The sequence below is a fragment of the Paenilisteria portnoyi genome (genome assembly GCF_014322795.1).
GTDB classification, from domain to species: domain Bacteria; phylum Bacillota; class Bacilli; order Lactobacillales; family Listeriaceae; genus Listeria_A; species Listeria_A portnoyi.
The window spans coordinates 25,810-40,153 of the sequence record NZ_JAASTT010000022.1 but is presented as its reverse complement, the minus strand read 5'-3'; the positions used below and the strand labels follow the sequence as shown (position 1 = coordinate 40,153).

Annotated in this window: 17 protein-coding genes; 2 read left to right on the top strand and 15 right to left on the bottom strand. The window is 42.4% G+C overall.

Annotated elements, in window-relative coordinates:
* The first annotated feature begins 98 nt into the window (after positions 1 to 98).
* Together HCJ66_RS13440 and HCJ66_RS13435 are read left to right on the top strand one after the other, a co-directional pair.
* Positions 99 to 290 carry a DUF3311 domain-containing protein gene (locus HCJ66_RS13440; RefSeq protein WP_220132321.1) on the top strand — a complete coding sequence of 64 codons (192 nt, stop codon included), beginning with the start codon at positions 99 to 101 and terminating at the stop codon, positions 288 to 290.
* Positions 287 to 1,744 (top strand): sodium:solute symporter family protein, encoded by a 1,458-nt coding sequence (locus HCJ66_RS13435; RefSeq protein WP_187133596.1) that lies wholly within the window; start codon positions 287 to 289, stop codon positions 1,742 to 1,744. Before HCJ66_RS13440 ends, HCJ66_RS13435 begins: the two co-directional genes overlap by 4 nt.
* Before the next feature lie 16 nt (positions 1,745 to 1,760).
* Here HCJ66_RS13435 and HCJ66_RS13430 read toward each other — a convergent pair whose 3' ends face one another.
* The 15 genes from HCJ66_RS13430 to gatB all read right to left on the bottom strand — a co-directional run bounded on the left by HCJ66_RS13430 (position 1,761) and on the right by gatB (position 14,329).
* Positions 1,761 to 2,036 carry a hypothetical protein gene (locus tag HCJ66_RS13430; protein WP_187133595.1) on the bottom strand — a complete coding sequence of 92 codons (276 nt, stop codon included), beginning with the start codon at positions 2,034 to 2,036 and terminating at the stop codon, positions 1,761 to 1,763.
* A 239-nt stretch (positions 2,037 to 2,275) separates the two neighbouring features.
* Positions 2,276 to 2,710: an SMI1/KNR4 family protein gene (locus tag HCJ66_RS13425; RefSeq protein ID WP_187133594.1), complete on the bottom strand. Its 435-nt coding sequence runs from the start codon at positions 2,708 to 2,710 to the stop codon at positions 2,276 to 2,278.
* A 61-nt stretch (positions 2,711 to 2,771) separates the two neighbouring features.
* Positions 2,772 to 3,206, bottom strand: a complete 435-nt coding sequence (locus HCJ66_RS13420; protein WP_187133593.1) for an SMI1/KNR4 family protein — start codon at positions 3,204 to 3,206, stop codon at positions 2,772 to 2,774.
* Positions 3,206 to 4,675: a T7SS effector LXG polymorphic toxin gene (locus HCJ66_RS16365; protein WP_187133592.1), complete on the bottom strand. Its 1,470-nt coding sequence runs from the start codon at positions 4,673 to 4,675 to the stop codon at positions 3,206 to 3,208. Before HCJ66_RS16365 ends, HCJ66_RS13420 begins: the two co-directional genes overlap by 1 nt.
* The gene (locus HCJ66_RS13410; protein ID WP_187133591.1) at positions 4,662 to 4,964 is read right to left on the bottom strand and encodes a hypothetical protein; all 303 of its coding nucleotides are present in this window, start codon (positions 4,962 to 4,964) and stop codon (positions 4,662 to 4,664) included. Before HCJ66_RS13410 ends, HCJ66_RS16365 begins: the two co-directional genes overlap by 14 nt.
* Before the next feature lie 26 nt (positions 4,965 to 4,990).
* Positions 4,991 to 5,278 carry a TIGR04197 family type VII secretion effector gene (locus tag HCJ66_RS13405; protein WP_187133590.1) on the bottom strand — a complete coding sequence of 96 codons (288 nt, stop codon included), beginning with the start codon at positions 5,276 to 5,278 and terminating at the stop codon, positions 4,991 to 4,993.
* Positions 5,279 to 5,525: 247 nt separating this feature from the next.
* Positions 5,526 to 6,881 carry an APC family permease gene (locus HCJ66_RS13400; protein ID WP_187133589.1) on the bottom strand — a complete coding sequence of 452 codons (1,356 nt, stop codon included), beginning with the start codon at positions 6,879 to 6,881 and terminating at the stop codon, positions 5,526 to 5,528.
* Position 6,882: 1 nt separating this feature from the next.
* Entirely contained in the window at positions 6,883 to 7,788 is a 906-nt protein-coding gene (locus HCJ66_RS13395) for an acetamidase/formamidase family protein (RefSeq protein WP_425489673.1), read from the bottom strand.
* 163 nt (positions 7,789 to 7,951) lie between these two features.
* The gene (locus tag HCJ66_RS13390) at positions 7,952 to 8,209 is read right to left on the bottom strand and encodes a hypothetical protein (protein WP_187133588.1); all 258 of its coding nucleotides are present in this window, start codon (positions 8,207 to 8,209) and stop codon (positions 7,952 to 7,954) included.
* 134 nt (positions 8,210 to 8,343) lie between these two features.
* Positions 8,344 to 8,697, bottom strand: coding sequence for a hypothetical protein (locus HCJ66_RS13385; protein ID WP_187133587.1), 354 nt, complete (start codon positions 8,695 to 8,697; stop codon positions 8,344 to 8,346).
* A gap of 24 nt (positions 8,698 to 8,721) precedes the next feature.
* Positions 8,722 to 9,321, bottom strand: a complete 600-nt coding sequence (locus tag HCJ66_RS13380) for a YdeI/OmpD-associated family protein (RefSeq protein ID WP_187133586.1) — start codon at positions 9,319 to 9,321, stop codon at positions 8,722 to 8,724.
* Between the two features lie 73 nt (positions 9,322 to 9,394).
* The gene (rlmD, locus tag HCJ66_RS13375) at positions 9,395 to 10,759 is read right to left on the bottom strand and encodes a 23S rRNA (uracil(1939)-C(5))-methyltransferase RlmD (protein WP_187133585.1); all 1,365 of its coding nucleotides are present in this window, start codon (positions 10,757 to 10,759) and stop codon (positions 9,395 to 9,397) included.
* A gap of 62 nt (positions 10,760 to 10,821) precedes the next feature.
* A complete protein-coding gene (locus tag HCJ66_RS13370) occupies positions 10,822 to 11,586 on the bottom strand; it encodes a hypothetical protein (RefSeq protein WP_187133584.1) in 765 nt (254 codons plus the stop codon).
* A gap of 175 nt (positions 11,587 to 11,761) precedes the next feature.
* A complete protein-coding gene (locus HCJ66_RS13365; protein ID WP_187133583.1) occupies positions 11,762 to 12,703 on the bottom strand; it encodes a diacylglycerol kinase in 942 nt (313 codons plus the stop codon).
* 195 nt (positions 12,704 to 12,898) lie between these two features.
* A complete protein-coding gene (gene gatB, locus HCJ66_RS13360; protein ID WP_187133582.1) occupies positions 12,899 to 14,329 on the bottom strand; it encodes an Asp-tRNA(Asn)/Glu-tRNA(Gln) amidotransferase subunit GatB in 1,431 nt (476 codons plus the stop codon).
* Between the last annotated feature and the right edge of the window lie 15 nt (positions 14,330 to 14,344).

Sequence of the window (14,344 nt, the reverse complement as noted above, 5' to 3'; positions counted from 1 at the left end):
ATCAAAGCTAACCGAAAAACAAAAGCGTTTCCTCATTGAAAAAAACGGCACAGTATTGTAAGATGAAAGCAGTTTTCAATTAGGAAAGAGGGATTGTCATGGTCAAATTGCTACTCATTATTCCATTTATTTTTATACTAGCCGGAATGCCCTTTGCCAACCGAATCCAGCCGATGGTTCTTGGCATGCCATTCAATCTATTCTGGGTTGCCGCGGGAATACTGCTCTCCACATGCATCCTAGGCATCGTCTACCATTTCGATAAACAAAATAAGGGGGAAGAACAATGATTGCACTCCTCATTCTAACGGCCTTTTTCCTACTCACCTTAGTCATCGGAATCAGAGCGCGCCAAAAACAGAAAATGAACCTAGAAAACTGGGCAGTCGGCGGACGTAGTTTCAACACCGTCTTCGTATTCCTACTCACGGCAGGCGAAGTATACACTACCTTCTCCTTTCTCGGAGGAAGCGGCTGGGCCTACTCCAAAGGGATATCCGCTGTCTACGTCATGGTTTACATCGCGCTATCTTACGTGACATCCTACTTTCTATTACCACTTATATGGAAATACGCACACGAACACCGACTCGTTTCCCAGTCCGACTTTTTCGCGAAAAAATACAATAGTAACTTGCTCGGCGTAGTGGTCGCAGTCGTTGGTGTCATTGCTATCATCCCAATCGTGGTCATCCAATTAAAAGGGCTCGGCATCATTGTTTCCTTGACATCTTATGGCGCAATTCCAATGAAAGTTGCCGTTGTGGTTGGGACCATTGCTATCATTATTTATTCCGTCATCTCTGGTATTCGCGGCATCGCTTGGATTGCGGTCCTGAAAGACTTCATGATTCTGGCGGTTATCGTCTTCATGGGTATCTACTTGCCGATTCATTATTACGGTGGTATCGGCCAAATGTTCGACCAAATTGCAGCGGTAAAACCCGAATTACTAACGTTTCCACATACGACGTACACCGTGACTTGGTTCATTTCGACCGTCCTATTTTACGTGCTCGGTTTCTACATGTGGCCACAAGTTTTCGCGTCGACATTCACGGCCAAAAACGCCCGAACCTTTCGTAAAAATGCGATTATCAGTCCAATCTATACATTAATGCTCTTATTTGTTATTTTTATCGGACTTACCGCTGTTTTGCAGGTTCCAGGGCTCGAAGGTGACGCAAGCGATCTTGCCCTGTTGCAGCTCGCGATGAAGACATTCGATCCATGGTTTGTGGGTATCATTGGCGCAGCAGGCATGCTCACCGCTCTCGTTCCAGGCTCGATGCTCCTCATGAGCGCGGCGACCTTGCTGACCAAAAACATCATTTACAGCTATAAACCCGACACTCCCGACGCAAAAATTGCGAACCTATCCAAGTTTTGCGTCCCAGTCCTTGCGATTATTTCCTGTCTATTCGTTTTTCAAGGTGGAAATGCCCTCGCTGCGATCCTGCAAGTCGGCTATAGCTTGATTGTGCAACTTTGCCCGTCATTATTCGCCAGTCTAATGAAGCATAATCCAGTAACAAAGCAAGGCGCGCTCGCTGGAATTATCGTCGGTATCTTGATTACAATCTTCATCAGTAACTACAGCATGACACTGGCGACACTACTTCCAGGCGTACCAACTGCGATTAGCGATATCAACATTGGCTTCCTGCCTCTAGCCGCAAATATTATTGTGACGCTGGTTGTAAGCCTCCTATCACGCAAAAAACTCGGAACAGACACCATTTGATGTCTGCTCCGAGTTTTTATTTCTTCCTTCGTTTCGTCTCTAAGCGTGATAATCTCTCTGCTTCTTTTAGATGAAGTGGCGTGTCTACGCTCTCATGCACCTTATCATGACTTGGGGCTGTTGCGCTCCATGTGACTGTTTTATTCGAATCTGGTATCTTTTGTTCAACAACAGCCGCATGGACAACTTGTTGCGTATTTAAGAGCATCTCACTCGTCGTACCAAATCCTGAGAAGAAGCTAAGAGCCAGCATGATAGCAGCGCTGAATTTTAAAATCGAGTTTTTCTTCATGACTACCTCCTATTATGTTGTGAAGTTACAGAGCAAGTATAACAGATAGGAGTCTGTTGTATCATGAATAAATGATAATATTTGTGCCATTTTTCTTTCATAATTAATCCCATTCTATAAGCACGTAGAGCATATAGACGAATATCGTCGGTAATATGGATAAAGACTGCTTTTTTCATTATTGATTGAGAATGCATACTTCATTATCGAGTTCCTCCAATGGTATAGCAATTAAGAAATCAGTCTACTAAATCCATGTAATACGTATCATTCACTGCTATCTTTTGCAGAAATTCGGTTAAAGAATCAGCTATCTTAAATTCATCATAATAAATGGGACTTAATTCACTATCCGTCAACTTTATAGATAGCATGGCTGTTTCATTTGCCTCAAAGAAAATTAATTCATCCTCTAAATCATCATATACTTCTATATCAGGGAAAAATTCAAAATCATTTTGCTTGAGTCGAAAATCCCTAACAGATAGCGGGTCCATCAATCGATTGACGTTCTGCCTCGAACCCTTGATGAAACCATAGCCTATTTCTAAATAAAATTGTTTCAATTCCACTGGAAAAGTCAAATTCAATTCCTTTTCAACTTGTTCAATTTCTTCTAAACCAAGCGAATAAAAGCTACTTCTCAAATTATTTCTAACAAAACCAAACTGCATTTTTTTCGCTCCTGCAAATAAAAGTATTTTGGCTTACAGATGAATTACTCATTTTTTATACTTACTGAAACAATTCCAAATAATATTTGTCGTCTTCCATCATTTTAACTAAAAAATCGACCAAGGAGTCGGCAATTGGCACATCATAATAGTAGATTCGATTGTCATCCGCTGTTGTTCCAATCGACATAAGTGCTGTCTCACTTGCTTCAAAAAATATAAGCTTATTTTCTTCATATTCATCATAGATTTCAATGTCTGGAAAATATTCGTAATCATTCACTCTTAAACGAAAATCTCTCACTGACTCTGGGTCCATTAATCTGTTCACGTTATACTCTGAGCTTTTTAGAAAACCATACCCTATTTCATTGTAAAAATCTTTTAATGGCTTTGGCAATGTCATACTTAATTCTGACTCAACTTTTACAATTTCATCTTCATTCAGAGGGAAAAACTCATTCTTCTTGTCTTCATTAATAAAGTTGTATGTCATCACTTGGTCTCTCCTTTAAATAATTCTCTCGCCGGCGAGCCAGCTCCGTGGATACCAGCTTGGTGTTCATTTGGAAATTTTGCTGGATGGATATTCCACCATTCATGTTCTCCACCAAACGTATTTTCAATTAGATGATGCGCATCATACTTTTCTCCAGGACGCCTTATAATTTTCCCTGATTTCTCTGAGTATACATTTTCAGAATACGTTGGCCATTTCTGTTCTAACTTTGCTTCCCATTCAGTTATTAGTTTATTTTTCACTCCATCAAACTTCACTCTATGCTTGACTGTTTCAGCAGGAGTCAATTTCGTATATTCTTTTGTTCTAAGCGCATCTTTCAAAGCATCAATCTGTACTTTGGCTATTTTTCTACTTGTTTGTTGTTCTACATCTCGAACGTAACTTCGCACTAACCCACTATTAATGGATTTTTTGATAACAATTCGTTCACCGTATTCTTTGATTTTCAGTTCGGACTCTACTTTATTGATATTACTTTTTTTATATACTACGCTACGACCCTTCATCGCGACCATTCCAGTCATCACGCCTGCAATAATGGAGAAACTTTGCATCTTGGTTAATGGTTGATCTGGGTTCAGCATATTAATACCTTTTACAGCATTAATCATATACTCCGTCATGAAGTCGCCTGATTCTTCATCCTCTATTTTAATTGTACCATCTTTTAAAACGTCGTTGTAGGCGATCGTTGCTTTGGCACTTTCTTGGTCGGTGATGCCATTTTTACTGAGAACCCAGTAGTTTCCTTCTAACGTTTTCGTATAATCATCGAAGTTATACTGCTTTGTCTTTTTCTCAGGTACCAAACCATCTAGCCAACCCATGCTCATATTTTTAGTATTAAAGGTGTGACTCACTGTGTTGAATGCTTTACTACTCTGAATTTCAGTTAGTCCTTGTTTCACTTGATGTAGCTTTGCTGCCACATCATACATCACATTTTGATGACTGGAATCAAATTCTAAATAACGTTCAATAATTTGCATTTCCTGCTGTAATTGCCCCATTGCTGTTTGCATTCCTAATTGCATCCCGATTTGTTGTCCTAGCGAGGAACCGCCTGCCATCGATTTCATTTTGACTAGCAAGTCTTCATATCGATTTTGACACTTCCTTATCTCTCCTTGGAGCGCCTGTAATTCATCGGAATCAATTCGCGCATTCATGGATGGATCAACCTGATCGTGAAAATCATTCGTGTATTTTTTAAGAATCTCTTCGGCATCTGTCATACATGCCTTGGTGGTGTCCACAATCGGATAATGCACCGTTTGATAGTACTTCTTCGCGCTGTCTGCGATTTCACCCTTTATTTCATCGTCGGCTATAATCTTCGCGACTGCTTTTCGATAATTTGTCAATGCTTCTTTCAGTTGTTGCGACTCTCGTAAAAATTGTTCCACAAAATAACGTACTTCACCAATATCAATGCGTGGCATCTGCTTTCGCCTCTTCCGCTCGTTCGACGTCGACTTTTGCTTGTTTATGTTCTGCTTGTAGTTGGTCATCTAAGTTGTAGAGGCGTTTTTGCGTCATACGTTGTTCCTGCGTCAAATCTAACGCTATCGCACCTAATTTGTTCTCAGAGTGGTTTCCACGCCATGCATTCCCAACTTGTGCGAGTAAATCCTCTTGTTGGCGTTTTAATTGCCGAAACTCGCGCTCTACTTCTTCTAATTCCCGTTGTTTCTCCAAACTCTTTCTAACTGCTTCCTCCTGCTGATTCATCCCTTCTATTCACTCCTCATGTCCTGTTATTTGTCTAAATGGAGCGCTTTACTCCACATATCCGCCATTTCTTTCTCAGAGGCGACAAATGCTTGTTCCACATTTTTTAAGTTCTGTACATCTTTGTTAAAGGCTTCTGGCATCGTTTTTAGCATGTGTGCGACATCCATACTGCTTTGTACGAGTTGGCGCGCGGAACTCGTGGAATAGGACATTGTCGGTTGTAAATGAAATGAAATATCATTTGCGCTGCTGCCTATTTCTTTTGCATGTTCCGATAAGCGTCCACTTGGTAATTGGATTTTCTTTGACATCACTTTGCTTCCTTTCCAGTTGGATTTTCTGTGTAATAATTGGATCATATTCTCATACATATCCTTAATTATATCATTAGGTTTATCAAAAAGAAAAGAAGCGATATATACAATGGTACCTATAAAATGGACACTTCAAAAAAAGAAGTGCATTCTATAGGTACCATTGTAACTACCAAGACTTTTTATTTCCATTTGGCTACTATTTATGACTGATATGCGAAAAGGTTTTTCAACTCATCTCTCTCTATTCCATATCAATCGTCGTTTTCTTTTTCGTCAAGCGCAGAATCGTGTAGTACACAACCCCAATCGCAAGCCATGAAATACCGATGATTTTAGCCAAGTTATCCAGATTAACCATCACATATAGAATAATCAAGAAGCCAATCACGGGCACCACCAAATGTAGCAGATAGTTTTTCGATTTCATTTTGATGATGTAATGGTACACCACCGAAACGTGAATCACTAGAAATGCCGTCAACGCCCCGCAGTTCACAATCGATGACAGAATCCCGATGTCATTTACGAACACAAGTCCAACAACCAACGACACAAAACCAACCATCAATGTACTCAAATAGGGCGTCTGGAAACGAGGATGCACTTTTGCGAGGAACTTAGGTAAATTCTGGTCGCGCGCCATTCCGAACAGAATACGTGAAATAGCGGCCTGTGCTGCAAGTGCGTTCGCGAAGCCCCACGAAAGAATCGTCGCAATAATCGTTACATTTTTCAAAAAAGGTCCGCCAGCTTCTCCCGCAATTTGATAAAACGCGGTGTCAATATTATCAAAATTAAGATAATCCGGATGAATCAACGCCGCAATGTACGTTTGAATGATAAACAAGAATCCGACCAGCATCAACGCCCACAAAATCGCTTTTCCGACCGTCTTATTGCCACCTTTCGTCTCCTCAGCAAGCGTACTAATCCCGTCAAACCCTAGGAAACTAAGCACCGCAACCGAAACCGCAGTCATCACAAATGGCAAATTAAAATCTGCAGCGTTATAAATTGGCTTCATCGTCACACCGTCACCCGCACCATTCGAAATCGCGACAACGCCTACAGCAATGAAAATCGCCAAAACAATCAATTCACCGACAAGGAAAATAATGTTCGCCCGCGCCGTAAACGCAATCCCACGAATATTAATCCAACTGTTCACCAAAATAAAGACCACCAGCCAAATCCAAACCGGCACATCTGGGACAATCGCTTTTAACGAATTTGCCGAAACCACATAGAGTAGCGCTGGAACAAAAACGTAATCCAGCAAAATCATCCAACCTGCGAGAAATCCGACTGTTTTGTTAATGCCACGTTGCGCATAGGCGTAAACCGAACCAGCGATTGGAAAAGCCCGCGACATTGAGCCGTAGCTAAGCGCCGTAAACAGCATCGCGACCATACCAATCATATATGTAAGTACGATCATTCCCTTCGATGCTGTTACCACTTCCCCGTAAATTCCGAACGGGGCAATCGGGACCATAAAAATCAGGCCGTATATCACTAAATCTTTCAACGTTAACGTTCTCTTTAATTCCTGCTTGTAGCCAAAAGACTCCAAACTCCCTTTTTCTGGTTGTGTCATGTTAGTTCAGCTCCTCTGTGCTCCAATTTGTAAGATAAGTAAGTGGTAATTCCATTCGCGCCGTTTTATTCGGATCGACAATTTGACACACCCGCAGATCCGCTGCAAGAGATAATAAATGCGCGGCGTTTCCTTTTGACAAATTCGTGTATTGTTCCACAAAATGAACCATCTGCTTCGTTGCCATCACGCTTGCCTCGTCTAACGTTTTCGCAGAAGCAATCGTCGCGAGCTTCCCATCACGAATTAAAAATGGGGTCGGCCAATCCTTATTTTTGATAACATTCACCGTCACCGTGATGTCACAAGGCACTTCCGCTCCACAAACCGAAACCTCACCGTCTCCCATCGCCGCATGACAATCACCCATCGCAAGCAAAGCACCCGCCACATTTACCGGTAAAAATAGCGTCGTTCCTTCACCAATCTCCTTACAATCCATGTTTCCACCATGCGCATCTGGCGTTCCACACGAAACCGCACCCCCAGCTGGCGCCGTTCCAATCACACCAATCATCGTATTAAGCGGTATATCTATCTTTTCTGAAAACTTAATCGTGCCATTCTCAATCGGAAGACGGCGAATCGTATTTTCCGTCAACTCATCGCCCATCACGCCCGAATCAGGTCCCGTAAATAATGTCGCCGTATCACCGATATCCAGTTTCTCAATCGTCACCGCGAGAATATCGCCAACCTCCGCGCCTTCCACATAAACCGGCCCAGTCGCAGGGTTAATCCGATTCCAGTCCAATTTTTCAAATGCGCCATGTTCGTCTGTAATTTGATCCTCAAAACAGTCATAAGCTTCAAAAATCAGCCGGTCGCCATCTTTTGCCGTTGCGATTGCTTGATTCGCTTTGTCCATCGCATAAATCGGCGCGCCTTTTTTAATTATCTGTACCATTTCTATGTCACCCTCTCCACTTGAATGCATCTATCTTATAGCTAAAATCAGCGTTTGTCAATGTAGATTTTTGACAATTGCGAACATAAAAACTAGACACAGAATACACGCATCCATGTCTAGCCTCTTATTTTATGGTATCACTTCTAAACTCAGCGTACTGTCATTCCAATATAATATCCGCTTTCCTTGTCCAATCAAACGTGATGCCATATGGATTTTTACGATTAAACGTCTTTGTAGCACGCCCAAGCATTACCTCTGGATGCAAAAAGAAGGTGAGATATTTGCTGCTATGTTCAAAACCTTCGCCAACATCATTTCTAGCAATGATTGTAATGTGCGTGTACATCTTCGTACTGTCGGACACTAATCGAATTTGAAAACCATCCATCTTGTCTTGAAAATGAAGTTCCCGCATAGTCCCATCGCCCCTCGCTAAATTATAGGTATATAAGCCTTCTATCACAAAAATTAACATACCAAACAAAAAACACCATACAGAATTCCGTACGATGTCACATTCCTTATTTTTTTGAAAAATATGCACCTTTTTTATCCGTTTATTTGCTTATCTAACTTCTCTTTAAAAGCCATAATCATATCAAAGGCAATCACAAAATCAAAATCACTCATACTGTAATTGCTTACAAATTCGCCGTCACGATAACGAATCATCAACGAAGGCCGAACCGTATCGCCAATCGCATCCTTACTCGTAGCGCCACCATAAAACACCCAATGCGTCGCAGTTGGTGCATTCTCCGATTTCTGAGCCAAATCCGTTTGAACCGTCGACACAATGGATTCTCGCAACGCCGCATCGAGATCCCCTTCTACATAACCATACCAAACTGTACGATAGTATCGAGCCTCCGATTCATGCGTTTCATCGAATAACTTTTTCATTTTTGTAGCCTCCTCAAGTATCTATTAAAAGCGATCGTTCAACCCAATGCCATCCATAATCCGGTCAACATTCTTCTCAATCCGCGACTCCCGCGTTTTCGCTTGTTTCGGCGTTGCAAAAAATAAAATATACGCCCGCTGACGTCCCGGTGTCAATCCCTCAAAAGCCTCTTTAAAAGCCGGCATTTCCTCGAATTTCCGCTGTAACTCTTCCGGAATGCCTACTTCCTCCTGTTTCTTAAATTCCACTTCTGCCCCCGATTTCTCGACGGCAATCGCTTCCTCCATGTAAGCCTTAATAATCGGCTCCATTTCCACAACCTGCTCCAAACTCGTGAACCGGATCTGACGCGCTGACTGCACATTGGGCGTTTGCTGAATTAGAATACCATTCGGATCCTTAAACAGCACACCTTTCATAAATAAAATCGCGAAATACTCTTTAAAACCATGAATCAAAAAAACATTCTTGCCCTCCGACATGAAACAAATATTTTTCCATTTAATATCTTCTGTTACGCCACATTCCAGCGCTATTCTTCTCAATTCCGTAAATTCGTCCTTATACCTCTTCGCCTTGCCTAAATATTCATCTACTTTAGGCGTCATTTCACCTGCTGCCATCCAAGAACACCTCACTCTAAAATTCTATACTATATCAAGTGTTATTTTAACTTAATTTAGGAGGAGTTGCAAATTACGCGTGCCTTTCTAGAACTGTTACACACTCTACATGTGTCGTATGAGGAAACATGTCTACAGGCTGAACAACTTTCGCCATATAACCACCATCCGTCAGCACCAACATATCCCGCGCTAACGTCGATGGATTACACGACACATACACGACCCGCTTCGGTTTCATTTTTAAAATCGTCTCAAGTAGCGCCTCGTCACAGCCTTTACGCGGAGGATCAACGACAAGCACATCCGCCACGACACCATCTTTAAACCAAGCCGGAATCACCTCTTCCGCTTTCCCAACTTCAAACGTGACATTATCCATCTTGTTCAATTTGGCATTCGCGCGCGCATCCTCAATCGCTTGCGGCACAATTTCCACGCCATATACCCGTTTCGCCTCTTTCGCCAAGCACAGCGATATCGAGCCAATCCCGCAATACGCGTCAATCACTGTTTCCTCGCACGTAAGCTCCGCCAAACGCAGCGCCTCTGCATACAAAACTTCCGTCTGCTCCGGATTCACCTGATAAAATGACCGCGCCGAAATCGCAAAAGAAATCCCGTGAATCGTGTCCATAATATACTCATGACCCCACAAAACATCTGTACGGTCACCAAAAATCACATTTGTGTTCGCCGCATTCACATTTTGAACAAGCGATGTCAAACCAGGTATCGCCGTCTGCAACTCCGCCACAATCTGCTCCTTATTCGGAAAATTCGGCTTCGTTGTCACTATCACAAGCATCAATTCACCCGTTGTCGTCGCAAAACGCGTCATCAAATGGCGCAACACACCTTTTCGCGTCGTTTCATCATACGGTTCAATATGGTACTTCGCAAAAACACCACGCGCAATCTGAATCGCCTCGTCATTTTGCGCGTGTTGAATCAAACACGTATCCATATCAATAATCTGATGCGAGCGCTGCTGATAAAATCCCGCGACCAATTTCCCGTTCACAAACCCAACTGGAACTTGCGCCTTATTCCGGTAACGCCAAGGCTCCGCCATACCAAGCGTCGGCAATACCTCGACGTCCTGCTTCCCAATCCGCTTCATCACTTGCGCCACTTGCTTCTGCTTCACGCGCAGTTGCCCGTCATAGCTCAAATGCTGCAACTGACAACCCCCACATTGCGAATAAACAACACAAGACGGCCTCACCCGATCCGCGCTTTCCTTCGTCAACTCAATAATTTTGCCAAATCCGTAGTTCTTATTCGTCTTAATAACCTTAATCCGCGCCGTCTCTTCCGGCAAACCCTGCGGCACAAAAATTGGATAACCATTTATCTTCGCAACAGCATTGCCATCATGCGTTAAATCCTCAAAAACAACATCCATACACTCATTCTTACTCACTGGAGTACCCATATTTGCCCTCCCTTTCCTATCTAGACTCCTCACATTATACCAAAAAAAAGATAGGCGCACACCTATCTTTTTTCCTTAATCACATATTCCAATCCAACTGGTTGCGTAATCTCCTCGTCGCTATCCCCTTTAAAAAAGACAAGCGATGTTTTCTCAGCACTAAACTGATATTCCATCTGTCTAGGATAGGCGGTCACTTTTTCTCCAGCCTTAATATTGAATTCATCTTCTAAATATTGACTCGATATCTTCGGATTGATGCCTAAAACTGGCGCAACTTTTGAAGCAAGGTTACTAGAATACACCGTCTCTAACTTCTCATTAACTTGCATCGTTGTTCCTGATTTTGCGGTAAGCCCAAAGCTTTTCCCCGCCGTTTTATCCAAGGTTCCATTCAAAATCGAATAGCTTGTCAAAAAGCCATCCACTTTGTCATGCGTATATTGGAATGTCGCTGGGTTCATCACTGTTGATACCTTGTTCGCAAAAATCCTAACTCGAAAACGACCCATCGCTTGATATTTCGAATCTACTTTGGCCATTTTGGTTAAAACGGCTTCATTCGTTGTGTCGAGAATTAAATCGCCATTGCTTGCGATGCTCGTTACTGTACTGTCCCCTTTAATAGGAATGACCAGATTCGGTCCAATCGCTATACTTGTGTTCGTTTTAATCCACGTTCTATTACTATCCATTAATTTCGCTTGATCCACCTCAGGCAATACTTCTTCTGCCTGCACATTCCAAAATATAAGAAAGGCTGCACCCCCGATGGCTATGCATGCCAACAAACCAATAATAAAACGGCTTACACGACTGCTTTTCAAGTCGCAAACACCCTCTTCCTTGTTTCTAACTGTGTCATAACAGCTTCCACCATTATATCGCATTTTACGGATTAATACAAGTTCTTTACAAAAATTACATTTATAGCGAAATATATTACACAAGCCGCATGATTTCTTTCCTATCTAGAAGTCATTTGGCTTACCTATTCATGTGCTAGTCAATCATTTCCATTTGTTTATTATTTAGGTCCGACGCTGGAATATCTGCCACATTTGCAAAGAAGGAAATATGTTGTTGCAAGTTTTGGAAGGTCATCGGTGTTTCGCCACCAAGTTCCCCGTCCAAATTGATTAGCATCTGTTCGTCCGAGTGCACAATGACCTTTTCCGACTTCACATAGATTACGTTCGGCTCCTTGATATGATCGCCGCGCAAAGCCAATGTCACCAATCGAATAAACTCCGCTAAGTTCACTTTTTTCACGATAATCAGTGAGAATTTGCCATCATCTAATTTTGCATCTGGCGCAATTTTCTCAAAACCGCCAATTGAATTCGTAAGCCCCAGCAAGAAAAACATCGCTTCGCCTTCAAAAATTCCATCATCATATGCCACTTTCACCTGGGTCGGCTTAAGTGACGGCAACATTTCAATGCCTTTCAGATAGTACGCCAACTGGCCAAGCATCGTTTTCAAACGGCTCGGGACATCATACGTTAGCTCGGTAATCCGTCCGCCGCCGCCAATATTAATAAAATACGTGTCATTCGCTTTTCCAATATCCATCGCGACACTGGCACCGTTCGCAATGATTTCTGTTGCCTTAATCACATCTCGTGGAATTTTAAGCGCCCGTGCAAAATCATTTGTCGTACCAGTCGGAATAATCCCCACTTTCGGTCGATAATCCTGCTCTGCGATGCCATTAATAACCTCGTTAATCGTACCGTCGCCGCCCGCCGCAACAACTAAGTCATAGCGATCTTCCACCGCTTTTCGTGCCTCATTTTTTGCGTCATTTTCCGCTGGTGTCGTCGCATGGGAGCTCGTTATATATCCTGCATTCTCCAATATTGTCAGCACATCGGCCAGGTTTTTCTTGATAATCTCTCGCCCTGATGTTGGGTTGTAAATCACCCGTGCTCGTTTTTGCATAGTATATTCTCCGTCCTCTCAAATCTGAATACAAACGCCTAATCCATATCTTCAGACTATTTTTTACGTTTGTCACAGCCCCGAATACTTACCATTATACCAAATTACTACTCAAAAACCCATTTTGAAGATAAGCAACATGCAAAAAAAGTTACTAGGAGCTGCATCGATACCCCCAGTAACTCTGTATATTATTTAACGTTTGTTCATTTCATCCACTAAAATCTCGTTTACCATCGTTGGATTTGCTTGGCCTTTTGTGGCTTTCATAACTTGTCCAACTAGGAAACCAACCGCGCGATCTTTTCCGTTTTTGAAATCAGTCACGGATTGCTCGTTTTGGTCAAGGATACCAGAAATGATACCTCTTAGTTCGCCAGCGTCGGAAATTTGAATGAGACCTTTCGCTTTTACAACTTCTTCCGCGTCGCCACCGTTCATAATCAACTCACGGAAAACTTTCTTCGCGATTTTAGATGAAATGGTACCTTTTTCAATCAGCCCAATCATGCCCGCTAGATTGTCAGGTGTTAATTTCGTATCTTCAAGCTCTTGTTGCTCTGCGTTTAGATACGCCGAAACTTCACCCATTAACCAGTTAGAAACTTGTTTGGCATCGGCACCTTTTGCGATCGTTGCTTCAAAGAAATCGGACATCTCTTTTGTAAGCGTAAGTACCATTGCGTCATATGCTGGAAGTCCCAAATCAGCAACGTAGCGTGCTTGGCGTTTATCTGGAAGCTCTGGAATTTCAGCACGAATGCGTTCTTTCCAAGCGTCATCAATATATAAATCTACCAAATCCGGTTCTGGGAAATAGCGATAATCATCCGAACCTTCTTTAATGCGCATCAACGTCGTTTTCCCAGTTGCTTCTTCAAAGCGGCGTGTTTCTTGTTCAATAATGCCACCCGCCATCAGAACCTCTGCTTGACGCTTGATTTCATATTCGATACCTTTACGTACATTGGTGAATGAATTCAAGTTTTTAAGCTCGGTCTTCACGCCAAATTCTTCTTGTCCAACTGGACGAATCGAGATATTCGCATCGCAACGCATCGAACCCTCTTCCATTTTTACGTCAGAAACGCCTGTGTATTGGATGATCGATTTGATTTTTTCAAGGTAAGCATATGCCTCGTCAGCTGTACGCATATCTGGTTCAGAAACGATTTCAACAAGCGGTGTACCTTGACGATTAAGGTCAACAAGTGAGTAACCATGCGATGTATGCGTGTTTTTACCAGCATCTTCTTCTAAATGAAGGCGTGTGACACCGATACGTTTCTTCTCGCCATTTACTTCCACGTCAATCCAGCCATGCTCGCCGATTGGTTTATCGAATTGAGAGATTTGGTACGCTTTCGGATTATCTGGATAGAAATAGTTTTTACGGTCGAATTTCGTATGTTCTGCGATTTCACAGTTGATTGCCATCGCTGCTTTCATACCGTATTCCACTGCTTTTTTATTCAAAACTGGTAAGACGCCTGGCATTCCAAGGTCGACCACATGTGTGTTTGTATTCGGTTCAGCGCCAAAATGAGCAGGTGCCGGCGAAAAGATTTTGGATTCTGTTTTCAATTCTACATGGACCTCAAGTCCGATTACTGTTTCAAAATTCATATGTCTCGCCCTCCC

Coding starts and splice junctions, on each gene's coding strand:
- HCJ66_RS13410 (WP_187133591.1), bottom strand. CDS start 4,964: ATGAATCAGCAGGAGGAAGCAGTTAGAAAGAGTTTGGAGAAACAACGG.
- HCJ66_RS13385 (WP_187133587.1), bottom strand. CDS start 8,697: ATGAAAAAGTTATTCGATGAAACGCATGAATCGGAGGCTCGATACTAT.
- HCJ66_RS13430 (WP_187133595.1), bottom strand. CDS start 2,036: ATGAAGAAAAACTCGATTTTAAAATTCAGCGCTGCTATCATGCTGGCT.
- HCJ66_RS16365 (WP_187133592.1), bottom strand. CDS start 4,675: ATGCCACGCATTGATATTGGTGAAGTACGTTATTTTGTGGAACAATTT.
- HCJ66_RS13440 (WP_220132321.1), top strand. CDS start 99: ATGGTCAAATTGCTACTCATTATTCCATTTATTTTTATACTAGCCGGA.
- HCJ66_RS13425 (WP_187133594.1), bottom strand. CDS start 2,710: ATGCAGTTTGGTTTTGTTAGAAATAATTTGAGAAGTAGCTTTTATTCG.
- HCJ66_RS13400 (WP_187133589.1), bottom strand. CDS start 6,881: ATGACACAACCAGAAAAAGGGAGTTTGGAGTCTTTTGGCTACAAGCAG.
- rlmD (WP_187133585.1), bottom strand. CDS start 10,759: ATGGGTACTCCAGTGAGTAAGAATGAGTGTATGGATGTTGTTTTTGAG.
- HCJ66_RS13365 (WP_187133583.1), bottom strand. CDS start 12,703: ATGCAAAAACGAGCACGGGTGATTTACAACCCAACATCAGGGCGAGAG.
- HCJ66_RS13390 (WP_187133588.1), bottom strand. CDS start 8,209: ATGCGGGAACTTCATTTTCAAGACAAGATGGATGGTTTTCAAATTCGA.
- HCJ66_RS13435 (WP_187133596.1), top strand. CDS start 287: ATGATTGCACTCCTCATTCTAACGGCCTTTTTCCTACTCACCTTAGTC.
- HCJ66_RS13420 (WP_187133593.1), bottom strand. CDS start 3,206: ATGACATACAACTTTATTAATGAAGACAAGAAGAATGAGTTTTTCCCT.
- HCJ66_RS13395 (WP_425489673.1), bottom strand. CDS start 7,788: ATGGTACAGATAATTAAAAAAGGCGCGCCGATTTATGCGATGGACAAA.
- HCJ66_RS13405 (WP_187133590.1), bottom strand. CDS start 5,278: ATGTCAAAGAAAATCCAATTACCAAGTGGACGCTTATCGGAACATGCA.
- HCJ66_RS13380 (WP_187133586.1), bottom strand. CDS start 9,321: ATGGCAGCAGGTGAAATGACGCCTAAAGTAGATGAATATTTAGGCAAG.
- gatB (WP_187133582.1), bottom strand. CDS start 14,329: ATGAATTTTGAAACAGTAATCGGACTTGAGGTCCATGTAGAATTGAAA.